The sequence below is a fragment of the Oceanispirochaeta crateris genome, assembly GCF_008329965.1.
Classification (GTDB): domain Bacteria; phylum Spirochaetota; class Spirochaetia; order DSM-2461; family DSM-2461; genus Oceanispirochaeta; species Oceanispirochaeta crateris.
This window is the reverse complement of sequence record NZ_CP036150.1, coordinates 880447-901326: the sequence shown is the minus strand read 5'-3', so window position 1 is coordinate 901326 and position 20880 is coordinate 880447. Positions and strand designations below refer to the sequence as shown.

The 20880-nt window shown below is 42.3% G+C and carries 18 protein-coding genes; 7 read left to right on the top strand and 11 right to left on the bottom strand.

What is annotated here, in order from left to right; genetic code table 11:
• Position 1: 1 nt before the first annotated feature.
• From flgK to EXM22_RS04040, 3 genes are all read right to left on the bottom strand, one after another.
• The gene (gene flgK, locus EXM22_RS04050; RefSeq protein WP_149485284.1) at positions 2-1873 is read right to left on the bottom strand and encodes a flagellar hook-associated protein FlgK; all 1872 of its coding nucleotides are present in this window, start codon (positions 1871-1873) and stop codon (positions 2-4) included.
• A 17-nt stretch (positions 1874-1890) separates the two neighbouring features.
• Positions 1891-2391: a hypothetical protein gene (locus EXM22_RS04045; RefSeq protein WP_149485283.1), complete on the bottom strand. Its 501-nt coding sequence runs from the start codon at positions 2389-2391 to the stop codon at positions 1891-1893.
• Positions 2392-2460: 69 nt separating this feature from the next.
• Entirely contained in the window at positions 2461-3876 is a 1416-nt protein-coding gene (locus EXM22_RS04040; protein ID WP_149485282.1) for a hypothetical protein, read from the bottom strand.
• Between the two features lie 135 nt (positions 3877-4011).
• Between EXM22_RS04040 and trxB the strand changes: the two genes are divergently transcribed.
• From trxB to glgA, 3 genes are read left to right on the top strand one after another with little or no spacing between them, the layout of a single operon-like run.
• Positions 4012-4950, top strand: a complete 939-nt coding sequence (gene trxB, locus EXM22_RS04035) for a thioredoxin-disulfide reductase (RefSeq protein ID WP_149485281.1) — start codon at positions 4012-4014, stop codon at positions 4948-4950.
• Positions 4951-5005: 55 nt separating this feature from the next.
• A complete protein-coding gene (locus tag EXM22_RS04030; RefSeq protein WP_149485280.1) occupies positions 5006-6685 on the top strand; it encodes a glycoside hydrolase family 3 protein in 1680 nt (559 codons plus the stop codon).
• A 54-nt stretch (positions 6686-6739) separates the two neighbouring features.
• Positions 6740-8224, top strand: a complete 1485-nt coding sequence (gene glgA / locus EXM22_RS04025; protein WP_149485279.1) for a glycogen synthase GlgA — start codon at positions 6740-6742, stop codon at positions 8222-8224.
• Here glgA and EXM22_RS04020 read toward each other — a convergent pair.
• Together EXM22_RS04020 and EXM22_RS04015 are read right to left on the bottom strand one after the other, a co-directional pair.
• Positions 8221-9093 carry a class I SAM-dependent methyltransferase gene (locus EXM22_RS04020; RefSeq protein WP_149485278.1) on the bottom strand — a complete coding sequence of 291 codons (873 nt, stop codon included), beginning with the start codon at positions 9091-9093 and terminating at the stop codon, positions 8221-8223. The genes glgA and EXM22_RS04020 overlap by 4 nt on opposite strands.
• Positions 9094-9099: 6 nt before the next feature.
• Positions 9100-10035 (bottom strand): adenylate/guanylate cyclase domain-containing protein, encoded by a 936-nt coding sequence (locus EXM22_RS04015; protein ID WP_149485277.1) that lies wholly within the window; start codon positions 10033-10035, stop codon positions 9100-9102.
• A gap of 167 nt (positions 10036-10202) precedes the next feature.
• Here EXM22_RS04015 and EXM22_RS04010 point away from each other — a divergent pair, with 167 nt between their 5' ends.
• The 3 genes from EXM22_RS04010 to EXM22_RS04000 all read left to right on the top strand — a co-directional run bounded on the left by EXM22_RS04010 (position 10203) and on the right by EXM22_RS04000 (position 13181).
• A complete protein-coding gene (locus EXM22_RS04010) occupies positions 10203-11636 on the top strand; it encodes an MATE family efflux transporter (RefSeq protein ID WP_149485276.1) in 1434 nt (477 codons plus the stop codon).
• Positions 11629-11931 (top strand): Dabb family protein, encoded by a 303-nt coding sequence (locus tag EXM22_RS04005; protein ID WP_149485275.1) that lies wholly within the window; start codon positions 11629-11631, stop codon positions 11929-11931. The genes EXM22_RS04010 and EXM22_RS04005 overlap by 8 nt, the downstream gene beginning before the upstream one ends.
• A gap of 98 nt (positions 11932-12029) precedes the next feature.
• On the top strand, positions 12030-13181 hold the full coding sequence (locus EXM22_RS04000; RefSeq protein WP_149485274.1) for a DUF819 family protein: 1152 nt from the start codon (positions 12030-12032) through the stop codon (positions 13179-13181).
• On the opposite strand, the gene EXM22_RS03995 is transcribed toward EXM22_RS04000, so the two are convergent.
• The 5 genes from EXM22_RS03995 to EXM22_RS03975 form a co-directional block, all read right to left on the bottom strand.
• On the bottom strand, positions 13173-14411 hold the full coding sequence (locus tag EXM22_RS03995; protein WP_149485273.1) for an aminotransferase class III-fold pyridoxal phosphate-dependent enzyme: 1239 nt from the start codon (positions 14409-14411) through the stop codon (positions 13173-13175). The two genes, EXM22_RS04000 and EXM22_RS03995, sit on opposite strands and share 9 nt — an antisense overlap.
• Positions 14408-15160 (bottom strand): hypothetical protein, encoded by a 753-nt coding sequence (locus EXM22_RS03990; protein ID WP_149485272.1) that lies wholly within the window; start codon positions 15158-15160, stop codon positions 14408-14410. The genes EXM22_RS03995 and EXM22_RS03990 overlap by 4 nt, the downstream gene beginning before the upstream one ends.
• Before the next feature lie 130 nt (positions 15161-15290).
• Positions 15291-15872, bottom strand: a complete 582-nt coding sequence (locus EXM22_RS03985; protein WP_149485271.1) for a hypothetical protein — start codon at positions 15870-15872, stop codon at positions 15291-15293.
• A 4-nt stretch (positions 15873-15876) separates the two neighbouring features.
• A complete protein-coding gene (locus EXM22_RS03980) occupies positions 15877-17196 on the bottom strand; it encodes a zinc-dependent metalloprotease family protein (protein ID WP_149485270.1) in 1320 nt (439 codons plus the stop codon).
• A gap of 133 nt (positions 17197-17329) precedes the next feature.
• Positions 17330-17539 (bottom strand): hypothetical protein, encoded by a 210-nt coding sequence (locus tag EXM22_RS03975; RefSeq protein ID WP_149485269.1) that lies wholly within the window; start codon positions 17537-17539, stop codon positions 17330-17332.
• Between the two features lie 225 nt (positions 17540-17764).
• Between EXM22_RS03975 and EXM22_RS03970 the strand changes: the two genes are divergently transcribed.
• Positions 17765-18286: a nitroreductase family protein gene (locus tag EXM22_RS03970; RefSeq protein WP_149485268.1), complete on the top strand. Its 522-nt coding sequence runs from the start codon at positions 17765-17767 to the stop codon at positions 18284-18286.
• 23 nt (positions 18287-18309) lie between these two features.
• Here the strand turns inward: EXM22_RS03970 and hrpB are convergent, their stop codons facing one another.
• Positions 18310-20775, bottom strand: coding sequence for an ATP-dependent helicase HrpB (hrpB, locus tag EXM22_RS03965; RefSeq protein WP_149485267.1), 2466 nt, complete (start codon positions 20773-20775; stop codon positions 18310-18312).
• Between the last annotated feature and the right edge of the window lie 105 nt (positions 20776-20880).

Below are 20880 nucleotides of genomic sequence, written 5' to 3'. Positions count from 1 at the left end.
ATTACACTCCCATTCTGTTGATAATGGTGTCCAGCATATCGTTGATTTCATTTACAAATCTGGCTGTGGCATTATAACCATGCTGAAACTTGATCATCTCGGCTATCTCTTCATCCATATTCACACCGGAAATAGATGATTGAAAATCTTTTAAATCTTTCATTACTAACTGCTGTGATTCGTTGGCTTGTTGAGCAACCTCACCCTTGAGTCCGATAGAGGCTACAGCTTCGGCAAAATAGTCATCAAAAGTATTGCTGGGGCCAACCATGACAGGTTTATTTCTTAAGGTTGCGATTTCAAGAGCGGCACTACCATCTCCAGGTAATCCCTCTCTTCCGCCCACACCGTATCCAGAGGCAATGGAAGCCGGATCGGCCTGGAGAGTCTTATTGATCCCCATCCATCCCGCCGGGTGTGATAAGGGGGCCACGGCATATTCTATATCACGCAGACCTAAAACTGCATCGGCCTGTTCCCAGTCATAAGCGTTATCCGGACCACTTCCACTCAAGATTCCGGTATAACCGCTGAGGAACTGACCAGAATCTTCCACATGGCGGATCACAAAATCTGGATTTTCCATATCCTCGGAGGAGCTGGCTTTTAATAGGAGTTTTCCATCTCTGTTTATCAGGGCCTTCACCTCAGCTCCGGAATTATTTATTCTGTCGACAATATCTGAAACTCTGTCGGTGGGGTAATAGTTCACATCAATATTTCCAGAAGGTCCATTCAATGAGATTGTTCCCTGCAATCCAGTCTGCTGCTCAGGGTCTAATACATTGTTCCCCTTGAAGCGAAAGATATAAGAAGAGTCGAACTCACCGTCGCCGGACCTGTCATAATTTCCAAGGTTGTTATTCACAAAGGGGAGTTCATTAAAAAAGTTAAGCCCTGTCTTGCCATTTGCCGCAAATGCATTGCTATGAACTTCGTTAACCATATCTGTAAAGTTAACAGTCATGGTATTTAATTTCTGGATTTCCCCTCTTACATCGCCATCCCTTAGTTCAATAAGAGCTGCCAATTTTCCATTCCTTATATCAACATTTTGACCGGTCTGTTCCCAGGTAATGTCATTATATCCTTCATTCAGAGGATTGGGTTCGGTACTTAAAAGATGAACCTGCTTGCCCTGTATGAGATGCATTCCCTGTGTATGAATTTGAAATTCGTCACTGTCTCTGTTATCCACAGTGATATTGATATAAGCGGATAATTTCTCAACCAAAAGATCCCGGCTGTCCAGCATGTCGTTTGGATTGTCTCCCACTGCTTTTGACTTGACAATCTGTTCGTTTAAGCGAGAGATGTCTTTGAGGATGCTGTTAACTTCTCCAACGGAAACAGCCACGTCGTCATTCAGCATGGATCTTGTTTCTTTTAGTCTTCTGTAACGGCTATTGATTCCATCCATAAGGGATTCTCCCCTTTTTAGTACGGCCTGACGTGATGGTATTTCTTCGGGATTGACCGAGAGCTCCTGCCAACCATCCCAGAATTTGTCCATAAGAGACCTTACAGAGGTATCATACGGTTCGTTATAGATCTGTTCTACCATCAGAAGGTATTGATCTCTGGTTTCCCAATAACCGCTCTCATCACCCTGTGCGATGACGCGGTTTTCAAGAAGGATATCTTTTATTCGTTCTACAGTCGTGACATCTACACCCTGTCCAACCTGTCCCGGCCTCTCTGCACGGTTCAACTGGGGCATGTAGATGGGGTCTGTAGCCGAAAGTTGTACTCTTTGGCGACTATACCCCTCTGTAGAGGCGTTACTGAGGTTATGTCCGATAGTCTGTAAGCCTTGTGTATGAGCCTGGAGACTTCTTTTTCCTAATTCGATACCGCTGAATGTGGAACCCATATTCAATCCTTTCTCTATTAAAACTGATGGTTAAATAGAAGTGGTTTTGATTCCAAAATGGAAGCAGTACCTCTACTATTGTATATTCTACCTTTCTGATCCGGAATTAATTCATCCAGGACATCCCGAAGGGCGCATGTTTGTGACTCCGTATAAGTCCCAATGCCGTTGATACGTGTTTGAAGGATGTTAACGGCGTGTCGTATTTTTTGTTTCAATATCTTAATTTCGGATTGTCCTGGAGTATCGAGATGTGTCAATAGGAGCCCAAAGGAGCACTCCCCAGGCAAAGAATGTTCTTCTTTGAGGTTTTGGATTAGAGATTCCCTCAGTAAATCAAGGGAATTTAACTTCTCAGATTCACACTTTAACGTATTTAATACATTTTCCAGGGTTGTCCAGTTTTTGGCGACAACATGTTTATGAAGCGATTCACATCCTTTGTTATACTCTTCAAGAGTTTCAAGTTCTTTGTTTAATACATCGATTAATTTGAGGGTATTACTGGCAGTTGACATTCTCAAGATACTCCTTCTCTTCTATTTTCGGTATTTAATTCTTGAAGATTAGGATTTTAATTTTTTCTGTCAGTTTGACAATTTCTTCTCATCTTGAAGGAGGAGAGTATGACCGGGCAACAGCCTCAACGCTTCTCTCAATAGGGTATTTGCTTCCGTGGTACGCCCTTCATTGATCAACTGTACTACCTGGTTGTGGAAGACTATGGCTGTATTATTCCTCACATGTGTTAGAATTCTCTTGAATTCCCGATCCTGCTGCACCCATGGAGGTGCGGACATAAGGAAATCGAAGGCTTTCCTGTGTTCTCCCCTGTTTGAGTAGTTCTCGGCTTCCAGTAAATAGTGAAAAGAGGCTAATGATCTGGCGGTAACTTCTGTAATGTAACCATCATCAAGGCTCTGCTCAATTTCTTTTATCAATTCTTCAGAAAAAGGCTCCCGGACCTTCAGCTCCAGCGAACGCTGTTGGATAAGACTCTCTATTGTCGCGAGCTCCTCTGTCAATATAAAGGAGGAATAATCTGTTAAAAACTGCCGGGCTTCTTCCAGTCTATTCTTGTTTACAAGGTCGGCACTGGCATTGAAAAGAATTTGTGACTGCGTTTTGATTAGAAATAGAGGAAACTCGTAAGGTCCAGTAAAGGCTTTATGAACGATTTGAAAGGCTCCGATGTAATCGCTTTTACTGTTCAAAAGGGCGGCAGCATTTTGTACCGCATCAAAATAGTCCTCAAGAGCCTGGGTCGAACCGGTCAACAGCAGACGATCAGCAGCTAGAGTCAAAGCCTCCTGATGCTGATTTGTTCCCTGTAATTCAACTATCCGGTTTTGCAGTATCAAACCAGCCATATCTTTATCGTTTAACCGTACACGATGATTGTAATTGCCCTGAGGCACATAAACATATCCCGTCCTGTTGGTGAAATTAGATTGAAACTCTTTTCTACTGCCGGGATCAAAACCCCATTCACTTGTCGTTTCAATATCAATTCCATCTCTATCACCATCTTCAGGAAGGACGCAAAAGGTATGGTCTATTGCATGGACTCCCTCGATGAAAATATTATGATAACGGTTAAGAATGATAAATAAAGCCGCCGATGAAACACAGTTGTAATATCCCGTATCAAATATTTTATCGACTCGTGTCTGTTTGAGACTATATCTTTTGAAGAGATTGTTATGCATATACAGCAATAGGGCTTCTGATTTTTCTTCATCGCTTTGAGAGGATTGAACTGAACTTTCCGATTTTTCTAAGAATTGGTAGATTCTTTTCTCATACTTAGAGAAGTTGTTTTCCTGCAGTCCGGAACTGGTTAGATATAGGCGTATCAATTGATCTGTGTTCAGAGGTTCACTCCAGGTTGAATAATGACTGTAAGGCAGATCCGATCCAAAAGGGATATCAATTGCCCCTGCCGACAAAGAAATATAAAAAATATAAGTGAGAATCAGAATCTTTCTGTTATAATGAATCATATCCACTTATTTTAAGGGAAAGTCATTGGATATCAAGGCTATTAGGCTATTGATGGGGGAATAGTTTGATTTTACTATATTCAATTATTATATTAGTTCCATAAATATAGAAAAGAACTCAGTTGAGGAGATAAAATGAGCATGGAAAAAGATTTTGTAATCATCGGTGGTGGAATTGCCGGACTAAGTGCAGCCCAATATGGAGCCCGATCCAATTTAGAAACCCTAGTCATTGAAGAGATGGCTCCTGGAGGACAGGCACTCCTAATATCCGACCTTGAGAATTATCCTGGATTTCCAGAACCGGTCAACGGTTTTCAGTTTTCAATGGACATGCACAAACAAGCTCAGAAATTTGGCGCAGAATTCATGACAGCTTCTGTTCGAAGCATCAAAAAAGAAGGAAAATCCTTCATCATTGAGACTTCAAAAGAAATTATAACAGCAAAAGCCGTCGTTTTGGCCACTGGAGCCAAACACCGTCATTTAGAAGTACCGGGAGAAGAAGAGTTTGGAGGCAGAGGCGTTTCTTATTGCGCCACATGTGACGGACCTTTCTTTAAAAATAAAAAAATGCTTGTTGTCGGTGGTGGAGATGCCGCTTGTGACGAAGCAAATTATCTGGCAAATCTGACTGATCAGGTTGTCATGATTCATAGACGGGACAGATTTCGGGCTCAAAAAGCAGTTGCTGACAGAGTTATGAATAATCCCAATATTGAAGTTCGTTTCAATACGATCGTCAAAGAAATCAAGGGAAATGAAACAAAGTTGGACAAAGTTGTTCTGGCAAAAACAGACAGCGATATGGTTCTGGAAGAAGATTTTGATGCCGTTTTTATTTTTGTAGGCTCCATCCCTCAGACACAGTTGGTTCCGGATGCTAAGAAAGATGAAACGGGATACATCCAAACAGATATAAACATGGAATCATCCATAAAAGGCCTTTATGCAGTGGGAGATGTAAGAGACACCCCCTTCCGACAGCTCATAACAGCTGCATCAGATGGGGCAATTGCCGCTCACTCTGCATCCAACTATATTGACGACCTCAAGGGAGAAGCCTATATTTAAGCCTTTAAATCAATTATGAAGCCCAGTTTGTAAAGGGCTTCATTTAGGATATTGTGTGGCTTTAATATTAAAAAGATCCATTTTTCTGACAATTTTCACCTCTGTTGTATTCCCCCTGCTTTCACTAGATTTCAATTCTGAATTGCCCGGAGAGCAGTTAGTTGAGGAGCTTCTGGACCATATGAGTCAGGAAGAGATCCTGGGTCAGGTCTTTATGTTGGGATACATGGGTGAAAGAGCCTCTGATGTCATCATGGATTGGATCGTTCAGAAAAAGATCGGAGGGATCAAGATCTTTGGGTGGAATGCCAACGATTTATCAATTTTAGCCGATACCATTAGCACAATGCAAAAAGGCGCCTTGAGTACGGAGTATAAGATTCCACTGATCATTGCTACAGACCAGGAAGGGGGATGGGTTCGACATATCAAGGGTGAGACATCCATAACACCTGGCAATCTGGCCCTTGGTGCCTCAGGTATCCCCTACGATTCCTATATGACAGGCCTTTACATTGGCAGAGAGCTCAGACGCCTCGGCATTAATATGAACTTTGCACCTACTGTAGATGTCTATCTCAATCCCTTAGCCGATGTTATAGGTCCACGGGCCTTCTCACAAAACCCTGTCCAGACAGGCACCTTGGGTACGGCGTTCTTTAAGGGAATGGAAGAAGCCGGAATTATAAGCACAGCCAAACACTTTCCAGGTCATGGTAATGCCGACGAAGACTCCCACGGCACCCTTCCAGAGATTCCCTCAACTCTGGAATTCATTGAGTCTCACGACCTGATTCCCTATAAAATGATGATTAAAGAGGGCTTGCCTGCTATTATGGTTGGCCATTTGGCATTTCCCAACATCACTGGGAATTTAAAACCCGCCTCCCTCAGTTCTATTTTTTTAAAAGACATACTCAGAGATCAGCTCCAATATAAAGGCCTTGTGATCACCGATGACCTTGTCATGCAGGGAGCCCAGTATGAAAACAGAAGCCTTCCAGAGGTCTGTGAAATGGCATTAAGAGAGGGAAATGATTTTCTTCTGGTCAGCAGAAATCCAGATACACACGAAGAAATATGGCAGCATCTGATAGGTTTAATGGATGAAGATGAGGAGTTTTCGCAGGATGTCAGAACGGCGGCAGCGAGAGTCTTAAGAATTAAAGTAGATTATTTAAAAAGAGAGGACCATGTCCCCTTTTTTCCCTCTCCTAGTGATATAAGTCAGGATATCCCCGGATCAGACAGTCAAAAGTTCTTCTTTGGGCAAGCGGCCCGGAGTACAACAATGATTCGACAATCCCTCATACCTATAGAACCCACAAGTAATATTCTTTTTTGCGGCTTACATTATGATTTTAGAAGAATGGGGGAAGCCATGTTTGATGGTAGGAGTATTAGAGTCCCCTACTCTTTTACTACAAGTGAAAAATGGGAGATAATCAACTCTATCAGAGAACAGGCATCAAAAATGGATTATGTGGTTTTCAGCCTCTCCCGATATCAGGACTTGAGGATTCTGAAGGAGCTCGAAGATCTATCCCATAAGATGATTGTCCTCTCATCACTGACTCCCATCTATCTCAATGAACTCCCCTGGGTAAAAGATGCCCTAGCCGTATACGGCACAGGGATTGAGTCTTTTCAGGCCGGTCTTGGTGCCATTAGAGGAGATTTTATCCCTAGTGGTACACTGCCCATAGATTTAATTCAAAATAGTCCGGTCCCCTAAATGTGGAGATCCATAATCGTGATAGAATAAAGCTAGGAAGAGGTATATAAGGTTATGAAGATTCTGATGATGACCAGCGAAACAGTTCCCTTTGCAAAATCCGGTGGATTAGCAGACATGGTCAGTGCTCTCTCTCTGTCATTAAATGAGCAAAGTGTCGATGTTAGAATCCTTTTGCCCCTCTATGGTTTTATAGACTCTAAAGACTTTGATTTCCTTGGATCCCTTCAAATAGACATGGTCAACAGATTCGAAACGGCCGATCTTTATCGCTCGACCTTAGAAGATTCTACGATCCCAGTGTATTTTCTTGACAACAACAAGTATTTCAATAGAAAAGGGATTTATGGTCCCACACCCTCTTCTTCTTATCCTGATAATGCCCAAAGATACAGCCTTCTGTGCAAAAGTTTCATAGAGGTCTGTACTTTTCTGGATTGGATTCCCGATGTGATTCACAGTCATGATTGGCCATGCGGTTTAGCTTCAGTTTTTCTTAAAAAGGCAGCTCAGAAATTCAGTAATTGTTCATCCGTATTTTCGATACACAACATGGGGTATCAGGGTTGTTATCTGAAACAGGATTTACCATGGATAGGTCTGACTCCAGAAGAAACAAAGACATATAATATGATCTGTGACAATCAGATAAACTTTCTCAAAACAGCCATCGAAAATAATGATCATATTACGACTGTATCTCCCGGATATGCCAGAGAGATTCAGACACTGGCATACGGCCATGGCATGGATCAATCTCTGAGCCATAGGAAAAATGATCTTACGGGGATTATCAATGGAGTTGATTATCAAAGCTGGGATCCAGTGAATGATGCTTTGATTGCTCCTGATAATTTCTCAATACTGGACCTTGAAGGAAAAAAGAATTGTAAGTCCAGACTTCAAATCCTTATGGGACTTGAAGAAAATCCAAAAACTCCACTGTTTGCCATGATTACCCGTCTTGTAGAACAAAAAGGAATTGAAGAGCTCTGTAAACCAAACTATGGAATTCTGGAAGATTTTTGCAAGGACCAGGATGTTCAGGTTGTAATTTTGGGAACTGGTGAACCCTGGTGTGAAGAAGAACTAACCAGGTTAAGCAGGATACTCCCTAATTTGGCAGTCAAGATCACCTATAATGAGAAAATGTCACATTTGATTGAAGCCGGTTCAGACTTTTTTCTGATGCCCAGCCGTTATGAACCCTGCGGACTAAACCAGCTTTATAGCCTCAAATATGGCTCTATCCCTGTGGTCAGACGCACTGGAGGCCTTGCCGATACAGTTTCAGACCCCCAGGATGAAGGATGGGACAGTGCAACAGGATTTGTATTTGAGAAAGCCGATCCATCCGATTTTGGGCTTGCCTTGAACAGAGCGGTAAATTGTTGGAAAGATCACCCAGAATTGATACATAAAATGCAAAAGAATGGGATGAATAAAGACTTTTCATGGACTCCCTCGGCCCTGTCTTATATGAAAATATATGAAGAGTTAAGAACACCCTTAAATCGTGAAATACCCCAGAAAGATTAAGCTCTCCACCTGGCGGCAATACCGTTGGGTAGTGAATTTCCTGCATGAGAATTAAGAGTCAGATCTATAGTTTCTATCTCAGATTTTTCAGCCTTCAAAGTCTCTGCAAGAATTTGTTCCAAATCACCTTTAGACATTTCTGGATCATGACAGGAAAGTAAAAAAAAGGCTGGATTTGGTACCAAAATTTGACGGCAAAGATCCATAAGTGAAGAAAGATCCCGTTTTAAAACCCAGGTTTTGCCACCTTTAGCCCGTCCGAAGGCGGGAGGATCCAGAATAACACCATCATAAAATTTTCCACGTCTTATCTCTCTTTCAAGAAAACGGCGTATATCATCCACAATGAAACGAATGGAATCATCAGGAAGTCCGGATTTATCACGGTTGATTTTTGCCCAGTTCACAGCGCTACTGGAAGCATCCAAATGGCAGACCTCTGAGTGATCTGTTTTACCTAAAGCTTGAGCACAAACAATGGAAGAACCTCCGGTATAGGCAAAGCCATTTAATATTCGTAATGGACGTTGGGCGTTAGCAATCACCTTGTTCAGCCAATCCCAATTTAGCTTTTGTTCGGGATAAACACCTATTTGCCCGTTTTCTGAAAGCCTGATCTCCATGACAAGTGTACCGCAATGAAAATCGGGGAGTGTTTTTACCGCATTGAGAGGAGGGGTCCACGAGGGACTCTTCTGAGCCGAATTGAATTCGTAATCTGGAGAAGTCCAGGAGACTTTTGGAGATGGTGAATAATTGGCCTGAGGAGCCTGCCTTACAAAGGTTTTGCCGTCAATGCTTTCCAATCTCTTCTGATCACCACAATCCAAAAAGAGATAGTTGTCCTTATGGGAGGAGGGATTTTCCATTAAGACTCAGTCCTGACAGACAACGAGATCCAATCGGTCACTTTGAAAACAGGGAACTCCCTCAAAATTGCCAATGCCCTTGAAGATACTCTGCAGTTTAGGATTAATTGAGGTGAAAACCTTTTCTGTAATTGAAATCCCGCCTGGAATGGTTTTATGTTTTTCCAGATGTGCCGCGAGGTTGATCACCTCAGAAATGATCTGACCGGTGTCATTATGATATACAAGTTTTCCGGAATTGATTCCTAATCGGAGTTCAATGGGTTCGGATATTGGATAGTTCTTATTCATATTGAACAGGGTAATAGTTCTTTGTACTTCTACGGCGAATTTAACGGCCCTTTCGATCTGATCCTTGAAGGCGAAAGCCAGGATTCCACCGTCTCCTGCCCAGGTCCAGATCCGGCCATCTGTATGTTCAAGGCTATGTTTAAGAAAGCCCCAGAGACTTGTGTAAACTTTTTTCATGACCTTTGCACCGTATTTGTTTACAAGTTCTGAATTGGATACAATATCGACACTGATGATGGTAATGGGATAGCTCTTACCGTCTTTCAAGGCTCCCCAGTTAGGCATTTCTTTGCTTTCGGTTTTCAGAGGCAGGACTTTTCTTTTTGTAAAATCATAGAAGTATCCCGAGTGGGTAAACTGCTGCAAAAAATAGTCATACCCTTCCATCTGAAGAGTTCTTCCCTGAATCTGATTATTATCCAATTCTGCCAAAAGTTTGATAAAATCGTGAAGTTTATTTATTGAGACCATATGATCAACCAGTACTGTAGCAGCAGATCGGGCACCTATTGTGACAACTGATGTTTTTTCTGCCACATCGTAAAGATTGAATTTTTTATTCAGCATACGGCCAATCTCATCCATTTCCTTGGACTTAAAATTGGCTGCTATGGTTTCAATCAACAGATTGTTTAAGGACGGATCTAACATAAAGACTCCAGAATGATAATATCGACGCCATTATAGATAAATTGAATATATATCACAAGTATTCAGAAGGCTCTACAGTTTCATTAGTATAATCCTTCCAAAGATTGACCCAATGTTTGGATACAATTAGAATCCTATGGACTAGTAGATTTGGATAAGGAAGTTATATGTCTGAAAATGTTTCTATTGAAAATACCGAAATACCAGATGAAGAACCTATGTTTTCTGGCCCTATACGTCCGCTTCTGATTCGGCTGAGCCTCCCGATTCTTGCCGGTATGTTTTTTCAACTCCTATACAATATTGTTGATACCTGGTTTGTGAGCCGTATTGATCTAACAGATCCCTCCTATGTTGGGGGTGTTGGATTAATATTTCCTCTCATTTTCCTATTCATTGCCCTGGGAAATGGCATTATGGTAGGTATTAGCTCCTTGGTCGCAAGAGCCATTGGAGAGAAGAACAGCAGCGTGCTGGATAGAACTGCCGAGTCGGGACTTTTCATAGCTCTGGTGATTACCATCCTTTCAACATCGGTTGCTTTCATTTTCGGAAAACCAATCGTCCAGCTCATGGGTGCTCAGGGAGACTACTTTGTTCATGGGTATAACTATCTTTTATACGTGACCCCTGCAGCCCTGTTTATTTTTTTTGGAAGTGTTTTTATCGGAATCCTTCAAGGAGAAGGACTGATGAAGCATGTAATGAACGGAATGATCTTAGGAACAGTTATAAATATTATATTGGACCCTGTCCTTATCTTTATTCTTGAAATGGATGTACGGGGTGCTGCCATTGCGACTGTGATTGGTCAAATAGCCTCTTTTATTTATGTTCTAAGTGTATTTCTCAAAAACCGTTCCTCCATACGGATCGAATGGAAATTATCGAATATCAGCTCAGAAATCATGAAAAAAATCATCCTCATTGGCCTACCCCAATCCATGGGAATGATGCTGATGGCCGTCAGTTTTTTCTTTTTCAACCACCTTGTTGTGTCTATTGACCCACTGGCTTTGACGGCTTTCTCTCTTTTTGGAAGATTTGAACAACTAGTACTGATGCCTGCTTTTGCTCTAAGTGCGGCAGTGGTCACCATCGTGGGTCAAAATGCCGGAAGAGGCTTATATGATCGAACATGGAAGGTGATGACTCAGGCCTATATCTGGGGCATGATCGTAGTTTTAGCCCTGGCTGTATCCATGATACTGGCTGCGAAATCTATATACCCACTGTTCAGCAATATTCCAGAGGTGATTGATTATGCCGTAAGACAAACCTACACTCTGGAACTTTTTTATATTTTTGCCCTTGTAGGGATTGTGAACAGAAGCTTCTTTCAGGCCATTGGCCACCCCTTACCGGCTCTTTTCCTGACTTTGCTACGGACCATCCTCCTCTCATTACCCATCTCCTATTTGTATGTCCTGTCCTTTGACATGGGCATTGAAGGGGTCTGGTGGGGACTCAACACGGCAAGTATTCTGACTCTTATGGTCAGTATCCCCTGGGTCAATATAACTGTTAACAGACTTAAAAAAGGAACCTTCAAGGTTCAAAAAACATCAGAAAATAAAATAACAGGAGAAGAAAATGATTAAACACATCGTAATGTGGAAGTTCAAGGATGAAGCTGAAGGAAAAAGTAAGGATGAAAATATACAAATTATAAAAAAAGACCTTGAAAATCTGGTAGGAGTCATTCCCGAGATAAGAGAGCTGGAAGTAGGAATCAATAAAACAGTTGCTGATACAGCCTTTGATGCAGTTCTTGTCTCTACATTTGATTCAATGGAAGACCTAAAGGCCTATAGAGAAGATCCCCGACATAAAAAAGCAGCAGCCTACAATAAACTCTGCCGCTTGGACCGGGTGGTTGTGGATTATGAATTTTAAAAAATAATTATGACACTTTATTGAATTATGTATAACTTGACGGCTGTTGTGAGAAGTTTTAAACTAAGATAGATTAAAAATCTGAGGTAAAAAACCATATGGCACAAGCAATTCTATTATCGGCAGCCGTTTTTTCTTTTCCAATCGGTATTCATATCTTCAGATTGAGCTTTCCATTTTTGAGAAAAATAAACCCCATAGTTTCAGCTTATATTTTCGGCCTAATCCTCGTGAACAGCGGCATAATAGGTGAAGAAGCCTTTCCCATATTAGATTTAATCGCCACCATTACCGTGGCCCTCTCCATCCCTCTAATGCTGTTTTCAGTAAATATCCGAACCTGGTTTAAAGAGTCCGGCAAGACGGGAGCCGCTATGGGTTTGGCAGCAGTCTCGATTGCTCTGACTCTCTTTATAGGGTCCTTTTTCTTCAAACAGAAATTGTCTGATTTTCCGAGAATTTCGGGTATGCTTGTTGGAGTTTATACGGGAGGAACACCCAATTTAGCGGCCCTGAGAGCAGCTTTATCCGTTCCCGCCGACCTCTACCTTGCCGTTCATGCCTCGGATATATTACTCAGTGCCCTATATTTGATGTTTATTATGACCATTGCCCGGAAAGTTTTCTCTCCCTTCATGAAAACAGAAACTCACGAAGATATGAGCTATGCCGCAATTATGGAGTCAGATCAGGAGTTCACAGCTCTGGGAACACTTTTTTCAAAAGGAACGGTTCTGCCCCTGTTGGCAGCCCTGGGGCTGGCTGTGGTCATATTTGCCATAGCTGGTGCCACGACTCTATTGGTTCCCCCCGATAGTCAGACATTGGCAGTTATTTTAGTAATCACGACATTGAGTCTTGGCGCTTCTAATTTTAAGAAAGTAAGAAACATAAAAAAAACCTTTGCCCTCGGAGAATATTTTATTCTCGTTTTCAGTGCATCAACGGGTGCTATGGGTAATTTTTCAAGAATACTGAGCTCTACACCCATAGTTTTTATCTTTGTGGCCTTTGCGCTATTTGTCTCTTTGATCATCCATATGCTGTTGTGCCGTTTCTTTAAGATTGATGTGGATACGATGCTCATTGCCAGTACGGCCGCCATCTGCTCCCCACCCTTTGTGGGAGTCGCCGCCCTGTCCCTGAAGCGCCCCTCATTGGTTGCCCCGGGGATTACAGCCGGGCTGATGGGTTACGCCCTGGGAAATTACCTGGGCGTTCTCGTCTTCAAACTGTTTAGTCTACTTTGAAAAATGCCTTTTAACTTCCTTAAAACTATCTCCTGCTTTGTCAATAGTTTCCTCTATATCTTCTGTTTTATGAGCATAAGATAAGAACCAATTGTGATGCGGATGGAGATAGACCCCCCGCCTCGCCATGGCTGCCGAAAAAATCTGGTTATGATAGAGATTGGGATCATCAGGAAAAGTCATAAATGGAATGGCATCGGGACCAGATAAATTGACCTTCAACCCTTCGGCTTCTGCTGCACTCTTTAGTCCGTCTTTTAACATTTTTCCCATCTGGTTCATATGATTTTGAACATCCCATTCCTCCATGGCCTTCAGGCAATGCATGGCTGCCACCATAGGTACCGAAGAAGTCCAAAATGTTCCCGTAATAAAAAGACTACTAGCGGCTTTTTTAAGTTCCGGCGTTCCCATGAGAGCCGCAATAGGATATCCGTTAGCCAAAGACTTTCCCATGGTCACAAGGTGAGGATGAGCATTGAAATAATGATGCGAACCATGAAGGGAAAGACGGAAATTGGCCCGAATATCATCCATGATAAACAGTGCATGTTCTTTTTCACACAAAGACTCAACAAGGGGATACCAAGTGTGTTGAGGAAGAACCTGATCTGTGTAGGTAGGATGATGATAGGGGGTAAGGATGATACAGGCTATCTCATCCCGGTATCTGTCAAAGAGTTCTTTAAGAGCTTCTTCATCTCCATAAGGAAATGTATGGACATAATCCCGGTCATCCAGAACAGGATATTCATTGGCAGAACACCAATTAGCTGAGCCGTGATAAGCTCCTTTAGCCATCAGAACTCTTCTTTTACCCGTATGAACCCGTGACATTGTGACCGCAAGAGTTGTTGCATCAGAACCATTCTTGGCAAAAACAGACCAACCCATTCCATCAATAAGCTTGCAAAGCCGTTCTGCCAGTTCTACAAACACCGGGGAGGGACAATTGAGAAGATCTCCTTTTCGGAGTTGAACAACCGCAGGATCATCCACAACTGAGTTTCCAAAACCCAGAATCATAGAACCAAACCCACAGAGGTAATCAATATAACTGTTGCCGTCTGCATCTTTGACCCGGCAGCCTTCCCCTTCTGTAAAGAAATAGGGAAACTCCCCGGGAACCGTAAAACCAGGACTCTTAGATCCATAGATACCACCGGGAATGACTTTTACAGCACGCTCAAACAGATCCTGACTTGTTTTGTATTTTTCATTCGCACTCATTTCATTATCTCTCCAAATCTGTCTAAAAGAGGAAACAACCCTTGTATCATGGATATTTTTCCCTTGAGCATAACCCGACCGCTCCCCAATTCTCCCATGGCGGCCAGACTCCCTGTCAAAACACCATAGCAGACAGATACATCTGAAAACTCAAGGACGGCGTTTGCCTTTTCCGTCTGGGATCCTCTTTGATAGGTCATAATTTTATTTTTCTGTGTGATAGTGCCTGAAAGGTCATCATTTCCGGCAACCAGAACGGCAATGCTTCCTTCTGGTAAAGAAGCAGACTTCATTTTGATCCAATGGTCATGATTGTAGACTTCACAAACGCCCTGAAGTGCAGCGGTTAACAAAAGACGAGCTTTTTTATGGATGCCCTGGGTATCGGCTTGTTCAGGAACAAAAGCCATAGCCTTTGAAACGGCGGTGGCACAACTCGAAAAGGCTTTTAGTCCTTTTAGAAAAGAGCGTCCTGTTGGTAGAGGAAGGAGGAATGCTTTTTCCCCGGAGAGGGTGCGATTCATGGCATCACAAGATAAAAATTGGATAAGAGTTCCCGTCGTCCCACCTTTAAAACTGACCAGACTTCCGATCCCCCCGGGAGCAATGAGTCTGACTCCATAGGAACCTTCTGGTAGACTGTTTTGCATTTCAGAATCCATATCTAAAAGGGTTTCAATTAATGTAGCGACCACTGCGCTTTTAACGGCTGCAACAGTAGACGGATGGGCTGTGCGTATAGTGCTCATAAATCCTCCGCAAGCAGGGTACCATAGACAGAAAAATTGTCAAAGCTAAAATATAGGCAATTATTGTTCAAGGATGAATCAAACACCAAAGAGTCAAAATACTAATCATTTGATGGAATGCCTAAGCCAATTAATTCGATGAAAGCCTCAGAATTATGATATCAGCCTTGAAGGAGGGCTGGTCCATCAGAGAACCCTTCGTGACTCCCGATACATAGATGAGCCAGGAAGCGTCTCTCCACTGGATGAGAACCTCCTCCTCCGCAGGAATGGACCAGGTTGTATCATCTGATTTGAGCGCTACGGTGGTTACTCCTGTTTCTGCTACAATAGAGAGGCCTTCAGGCCCCATACCGCTGCGAATACCATCTCCGATCCAGGCAAGCAAATCCTGATCTTTCAGAGCCAATATGGCAACGGGACCATCGGGACGATTATGTTGAAAATAACTATATGATTCAGCAGAGCTGAGAGAAGTCATTGTTTTTTCTGAATCCAGTGGAATAGGAATTTTAATATGATTCTCTGGGAGAAACAAAATTTTATTTTCAATGATTATTGAGCCAATCTTACCAGAACTGTCATCAGGATTTATGATTGATTTACGGACTTGAGGGACGTCATCTTTTTGTGAAGTATCCTCTCTTTGACCGAAACCATACAATATGGTCAGAGAGAAGAATAATAGCAAAGAAAAGCTAAACCGTTTCATGTTATTACTCCCTTTGCAGAGGCAATAATACAGCTGGTTTGTCATATTCAACCACATATTCCTGATTTGACTCGGCAATACTTCTGCTGCCACTTTTATTCAAATAATAATAGTAAAAATAAAGATTATCCCAATCGTTATAATCACTTAGTGTCGAAAGATTACTGTCATAGCTAGGATTGATATTCGTTGAAATTAAGTCTGATGAGCTCCCATTACCATTCCAATCAATGGAAGAAGAGCTATCCTGCATCAAGCCATTTCGCTCATATAAAAGATTTTCATTCAGATCTCCACCATTCCCATGGGAATAATCCATTCTAAAGGTTGATGAAAAAAAACTATCATTAAAGTAATATGGATTTGTAGAAATCAATAAATCACTCCATTTTTCTTCATCCCCACTCTCATAGAATACCTCTAAAGAATATCGTTCATAATAATAGCGATCCCCCTCATTGGAACCGATCCTGGGCAAACCTTGAATTTGATATAGGTAGTTCATAATACTGTAATAGTTTGGTTTGTAATTCAAACTTTCATTCCCACCATGGGAAAGCCCCAGATTGTGTCCAAATTCATGCATAATCGTTGAAGCTTGGTAATTGATGACCCTATTTTTGAATTCATCCAAAGTGAAGCCATAGTCATCATATTGCCATAAGTTCAATCCCCATTTTGCCAATGTGATCAGAAAATCACGCCCTCCAAGATAGGCAATTCCTGAAGAACCGCCATCCCCACTATCTTCTTGAGACGAACCGAAGACCATAAAATAAAAGATCTGATAGCGCTCAGAGGGAAATGATGCAGCTTTGAGCTCATCTACAAAGACAAATTTTGTAGCATCCATCTCTGATGGAACAGTATTGGATGATAAGGTTATTGCGGGATTATAGTCTACACGATGATCTTCATCACTGAGGTTATACTGACTGACACCTCTTCCAGTGATTTCTGTGTATCCATCATATAAACCTCTACTCCCGACATCGAAGTGAAGGGCAATACCCTCCTCTGCAAAAGCTGCAACGACTTTGTCTAATGCACTCTTTTGAAGTAACATTCCGGCATCATAATAATCGGATGAGTTTGGATCAAGTCCCGGTTCCATGGGAGCAATATGCACAAATAAATCAGCAAACCCCGCACGAGCGCCCCAATCATATAAGGGCATTCCATAATAGCTTGTGCCTTCTTGCTCATATTCATCTGGGATACCATCATCATATACAAAGGTATCACTATCCTCAATAAATAGTTCACAAGAATTATAACCAACAATGATTAATACTATAAAAAAAATGAATACGGCTTTTCTCATTAAAGAATATTCCTCAAACAATAATAAGTGTTATTATACACCTCAAGATCATCCTATTCTTTATTCTAAGACAATTTTTTGAGAATTCCTAAACGGAGACGGCAAAGAAAGAGATTGATAATAGATAGGATTTTCAATTGTGTTGCACCAGCCCGGCATCTTCTGCATATTCAAAGGCATCGGGATAGTTTTCAATTTCGGCTGTGGTCAGACTGTACAATCTAAAATGATCGAGTGGATGATCTTCTCTCAGATATAAAGCTATTTCCTGTGCTTCATCCACATCTGTAAAAACACCGGCAATTTCTTCATTTTCTTCCAGGAAAAAGAATCTCTGAAACATCTGAAACCTCCTTGCTGTCGGGTATAAACAAAGGGGAATCAATAGGCAGCGTTCACTGTACTCTTTAAATCTATCATATCTACGAAGCTTGTCAAATTAATATGAGGGTATTTGAAAATCATCTTTGATAGTATTAATATATTGGCTATACTGTTCAAAAACAGATTCAGGAGCAGTCTCTTTAGAACGTTCCTATTCTTATGCAGCATAACAAGGAGCCTACAAATGGATTTTTTCGAAGCAGTAGTAAAAAGACAGAGTTATAGAGGAAAAATGGACCAAACTCCTCTTCCCCTTGAAAACTTGAAAAAAATTGTACAGGCAGGAATTGATGCCCCGTCAGGTAAAAATGGACAGACTACTGGATTCATTATCATTCAGGATGAATCCATTGTTCAAAAAATCAGAGAAATGCCTGGAGCCGGTGGATCAATGGCTACAGCGCCGGCATTTATTGCCTGTCATATCAGTAAAGATTCTGTGCAGGATTCTGGACCTAAAGGCTTTGAAATAGAAGATTGTGCGGCAGCGGTTGAAAATATTCTTTTGGCTGCCACAGCCCTTGGGTATAGCACCGTGTGGATTGACGGCTGGCTTCGAAGTGAAAACCGGGCCGAGACTCTGGGGAGCCTCTGCGGTTTAGATGATGAGAGGATCATCCGGATTCTGATTCCTGTCGGCAAAGCTCTGGCTGAACAGAAAAGACCAGCTAAACAAAGTTTCAACGAAAGAGTCAGTATCATTTAACAGGTCACTCCTTCCATGATGTTTTATTTTCTTGGTCTGACCCTACTGGTCGGTTCCGCCTGTGTGGGATCTTCAGGCCAGTAGTGTTTCGGATAGCGTCCCCTCAACTCTTTCCTCACATCCTGGTAGGTGTTTTGCCAGAAACTCTTTAAATCGCTTGTCAATTGGATGGGCCTTTGTGCCGGATTCAACAACCTGAATAACAGAGGGATTTCTCCTCCCAAAAGGGGTGTCTCTGTAAGACCGAAGAGTTCTTGAAGCCTCACATCCACAGCCGCCGATCCGGGAATAGAATAGTCTATTCGTATGCGGCTTCCCGATGGTACGGTGAGACGCTCCGGAACATTCTTATCCAGGAATTGTCTCTGTTCCCAGTTTAACAGGTGACCCAATCCTTCTTTTATGGTTCCCTCCAATTTTCCATCCACAAATAATGGAAAGAACCATAATTCAAGTGATCCTAAAAGAGCTTCTTCCCTCATATCCGGCCAATTCTCAGGCGATTTTTTCAAAGCCCCTGCAAACCGCAGTCGATTTAAAAATGAAAGATCTTCTTTTCTCCAGGGGAAACAAGAAAGACCTTTCTTCTTAAAAAACGAAGTCAATGAAGCAGATACATCTAGTTCTGAAAGATGGGGTACCCTCTTGTCTTCTCTTAAGGGTAGGTCACCCAGCTTGACTGTCACCACAGTACTCAATCTGTTCTTTTTTTCATCCCAATTATAAGAATAATCTTCTGTCATCAAAGATGAGAACTCTTTTAATAATAGTTCTCTACTCAGGGGAGATGATAAAAAACAAGAGGGAATATCCCCAAAACCGCCCACAAGTGGTGCGATCAGGAATTCATGAGTTTGAACCGGATCTTCAGCCTTCAAACGACAGTTTCCCCCACCGGACATCTGATAAATTCTTTCCCCTCTTAATCCTGCAATCCTGTCAGGATAGGAGTGACAAAGAAGTGCTGCACAATCCTCGGGTTCAATCTCATGCCTCTGCACTTTCCCCGTCTTTAACAAACTTTGCCAGGTTCTGATAATCCGTCGATTTTTTTTTGAATGACTATCCCGCCCATCCTTGAGGGCCTCCAGGCGCAGCCTGATATCTGATCCCTTCCCATAGGCCATCCAGTCCCCTTCTGTCAGTAAAGCCGCCAGAGCGCAGGCTGTTTGTTCACACCCATCTCTTCTTCCTTGTTCCAGCATATGAGCCAGGCGCGGATGGACTCCGGCTCCTGCCAGAGCCCTGCCTTCCGGTCGCAGATGGTTATTGTTATCAATAATCTTAAGGAGATATAAGAGAGAAAGAGCCTGATGGTAATGGGCACGGGGTGGCGGATCAATCCAAGTAAGGTCTTCCGGGGTACGGGCACCCCAGACAAGGAGTTCCAGAGCCAGAGAGGATAAATCGGCATTCAGGATTTCCGGTTCGGCAAAATCATCCATGAGTCTCTCGTCATTTTCATCCCAGAGCCTGATACACAAACCCTCTTTAACACGGCCGGCTCGCCCGGCTCTCTGACTGGCAGATGCTTTTGAAATGGCTTTGGTTACCAGTCTGGTGAGTCCGGCATTAGGGTCAAAACTGGGTTTTCTTTCCAGCCCCGTGTCAATGACACAGCTGATACCGGGGATGGTTAAACTCGTTTCGGCAATAGAGGTCGCGGCTACAATCATACGACTGCTTGAAGGATTCAATACAGCATCCTGTTCGGCCGAGGGTAAGCGAGCGTATAGCGGTAAAACTTGTATTTTTGAGTCAAAGGGATGATCTACTATCTCTTTTATAAGATCCAGAATCTCACCCTCTCCTGGGAGAAAAATAAGAATATTGCCATCGGTTTTTTCAAGGGCATTTTTCAATACAGTTCTGATTCTTGAAGTTCTGATACGGGTTTCAAGAGAATGTCCATCTGACTCTATAGTTACAGGAAACATCCTACCCTGTGTCTGTAGATATAAAATATCTGGAAGAACCTTTTTTAGCCTCTCCACTTCGGGGGTAGCTGTCATGATGATCCATTTCAAGTTGGATCTAATATTGGTCTGTACATCGAACAGGAATGCAAAGGAAAGGTCTGTAAAAAGATTCCTTTCATGAAACTCATCCATAATGACAAGGGAGAACCCATCCAGAAAAGGATTATCCTGAATGATCCTTACAAAGACCCCTTCTGTGACGATTTCAATCCGTGCATCGGGGCTGCAGCAGACATCACCTTTAACTCGATAGCCTATCAATTCACCACATTTGTATCCCATCAAATTAGACATATACCTGGCGAGAGAACGAGCAGCCATGCGTCTGGGCTCCAGGATGAGAATTTTTTCTTCGCTCAGGTTTTCACTGAGTATAAACAGAGGAAGGATTGTCGACTTTCCCGCTCCGGGATCGGCCTTCAGGAGGATTCTCTGATAAGAACTCCATTGAGACTTCAATTCTTCAAACAGGGATGAGACAGGAAAGGAGTGAAACAGTTGAGTCTTCATTTATGCTAAGATTAGCCTACAGTGCCATGAATGGGAACAGGGAATCTACGGCTTAGCCTTATTCATCTCTAAGCGACTTCTAGTCGGGGCTTTAAATATGTTATG